This is a genomic window from Anaerolineales bacterium, assembly GCA_022866145.1.
Classification (GTDB): domain Bacteria; phylum Chloroflexota; class Anaerolineae; order Anaerolineales; family E44-bin32; genus PFL42.
This window is the reverse complement of record JALHUE010000058.1, coordinates 1-2,660: the sequence shown is the minus strand read 5'-3', so window position 1 is coordinate 2,660 and position 2,660 is coordinate 1. Positions and strand designations below refer to the sequence as shown.

2 protein-coding genes are annotated in these 2,660 nt (G+C 66.3%); both read left to right on the top strand.

Annotation, left to right across the window (positions count from 1 at the left end; translation table 11 throughout):
* A partial coding sequence (locus tag MUO23_01645) for a hypothetical protein (protein MCJ7511656.1) occupies nucleotides 1-1,103 on the top strand: 1,103 nt, incomplete at its 5' end.
* Nucleotides 1,104-1,136: 33 nt separating this feature from the next.
* Nucleotides 1,137-2,660 (top strand): hypothetical protein (locus MUO23_01640; protein MCJ7511655.1); only part of this gene is annotated, 1,524 nt, incomplete at its 3' end.

The window sequence follows — 2,660 nt, the reverse complement described above, 5'->3', positions numbered from 1 at the left end:
TGACACTCCTGTACCGCCGGCATGTCCGGCGAACGCCGTCACTGGAGGCTGACGAACGTCTCGATCCCTCCCCAGCCGCCAACGAACTGCTTCTTCTCGGCGCCGTCTCGCTCGTGGGCGCTCAGGTCCCTGTGATTCTCGCCATGAGGGACGCCCATTGGTCCGGTGGATTCGATCGCTACACGCTTCAGGCCACCATTGGCGTGGCCTTGCTGCTCGTCGGCCTGCTGGGGAAATTCGTCAAACCATCCCTGCGCAGCTGGATCCTCCTGGGTATGGTTGCCCTTTCCGTGGGGACCCACTTTCTCAACGGGCGGGCCTGGGCGGAGTTCTGGGAGGCGGAGCGGCAGCTCTGGTGGCAACTCTCCTGGCGCGCGCCCCAGCTCCAGCCGGGGACCACGCTCCTCGTCCAGATGCCGGGCGAGGGGTTCTATGAGGACTATGAGGTCTGGGGTCCGGCCAACTTAATCTACTACCCGGAATCCAGAAACATCCTGATTGGGGCCGAGGTCTTCACCGAAGACACGATCGAGAAGGTCCGCGTCGGCGCCAGCGAAATCCGCGGCATGCGCAAGATCATTGACTACCCTCGCGACTATGAGAAGGCGCTGGTGCTAGCTCGCCCCAGCGGGCAATCGTGCGTCCATGCCCTGGATGGCAGCCGGCTCGAGCTCCCCGAATCACCCGGAAGCCTGGCGCGGGTCGCCGGCCAGTTCTCGCACATCGACCAGATCGACGTTGCCCCGACTCAGGCCCCGGCCGTCCCGGCGTTCTTCGGTCCGGAAGCCCCTCACGCGTGGTGCTACTACTACCAACAGGCGCTGCTGGCACGCCAGCGCGGCGACTGGACCGAGGTTGCCCGCCTCGCAGATCAGGTGGAGGCCAGCAACTTGAAGCCGCTCGATCTTTCCGAATGGATTCCTTTCATCGAAGGGTACGTGCTCGACGGCAGGGAATCGGAAGCAGCCGAACTCGCTTCTCGCCTGCGGTCGGACGAGCGCGTCCGCCACAGCCTGTGTGATGAGATCAGCGGGACTCCCCCGCCCGGGCTCTCCGCGGAGGCGTATCAGGGAGTCACCCGGCTGTTGTGCGAGTTCCGCTGATCCCTGGATCCGGTGGGGACGTGTCAGGAGGCAATGGTGGAGTCCGCCGTTCGCCAGGCCCTGGATGAAATTGGTGACCGCAGGCTGATCGAGCGCATCTGGGCCAAGGACCATACGGCCTGGAAGCCGCAGCCGGATGAGATCGCCAATCGCCTCGGCTGGCTGACCGTGCCGGTTGTCTCACAGTTACGGGCACCTGGACTGTTGGAGTTGGCCAACAATGCCCGGCGAGGCGGCATTCGGGACATTGTCCTGCTGGGGATGGGCGGCAGCAGCCTCGCCCCGGAGGTTCTGCGTCGAACTTTCCGTCCGCGCCCGGGTTGGCCTCGCCTGCACGTCCTCGACTCGACGGTACCCGGCTGGGTCGATCGAGCGTCCCGGGCCGTTGATCCCGAGCGCACGCTGTACCTGGTCTCCAGCAAGTCCGGCGGCACGATCGAGGTCCTCTCGTTCTTCCGCTTCTTCTTCGATCAGGCGCAGCAGGCCGTCGGCGGGCGCGCTGGAGAGCACTTCCTGGCGATCACCGACCCGGGCAGCGGCCTCGAGCGCCTGGGGCGACAGAACAAGTTCCGGCAGATCTTCCTCAACCCTCCGGATATCGGCGGCCGCTTCTCCGCGCTTTCGCTGTTTGGTATGGTGCCGGCTACGCTCAGCGGAATCGACCCGCTCTCCTTACTGGCGCCGGTTGAGCCGATGGCGGCGGCCTGCGCCCCGGCCACTCCGCTGACCGAGAATCCCGGCGCCATGCTCGGCGCGTGGCTTGCGGCCGGCCACCGCACCGGCCACGACAAGGTCACGTTCCTGGCCGCTCCCCGGTTGGCGGCCTTCGGCCTGTGGGCCGAGCAGCTGCTGGCCGAGAGCACCGGCAAGCAAGGCCGCGGCCTGCTGCCCGTCGCCCTCGAACCTGAGGCACCGCTGGACTGCTATGGCAATGACCGGTTGTTCGTCTACTTGCGGCTGGCGGGCGACCGAAATCGCCGCCTCGATGATCGCGCCCTTGCCCTGGAACAGGCCGGCCAGCCTGTCGTGCGCCTGGATCTGGCCGACGTTCAATCCATCGGCGCCGAGTTCTACCGCTGGGAGTTCGCCACCGCCGTCGCCGGTGCCTTGATCGGGATCCACCCATTCGACCAGCCCAACGTGCAGGAGAGCAAAGACCTCACGGCCAACGTGCTGCGCCAGGCTGTCGAAGCCGGTCATCCTCCCGATCTCGTCAGCCACGGCGATCTGGCTTCCCTGCTGGCGCTCGCCCGCCCGGGGGACTACTTTGCCTTGATGGCTTACCTGATGGATACGCCGCAGATCGATCAGGCGCTGCAGGCACTGCGCCTGGCCTTGTTGGAACGATTCCACTTGGCGACAACCCTGGGCTATGGTCCCCGCTTCCTGCACTCGACCGGCCAGTATCACAAGGGAGGCCCACCGACGGGCTTGTTCCTGCAATTCACGGCCGACGTCGATCGCGATCTTCCGGTTCCCGGCGAGGGGTACACCTTCGGCACCCTGGCGGCGGCTCAAGCCGAAGGCGACCTGCGCGCCTTGGCTCAGCGCGGGCGG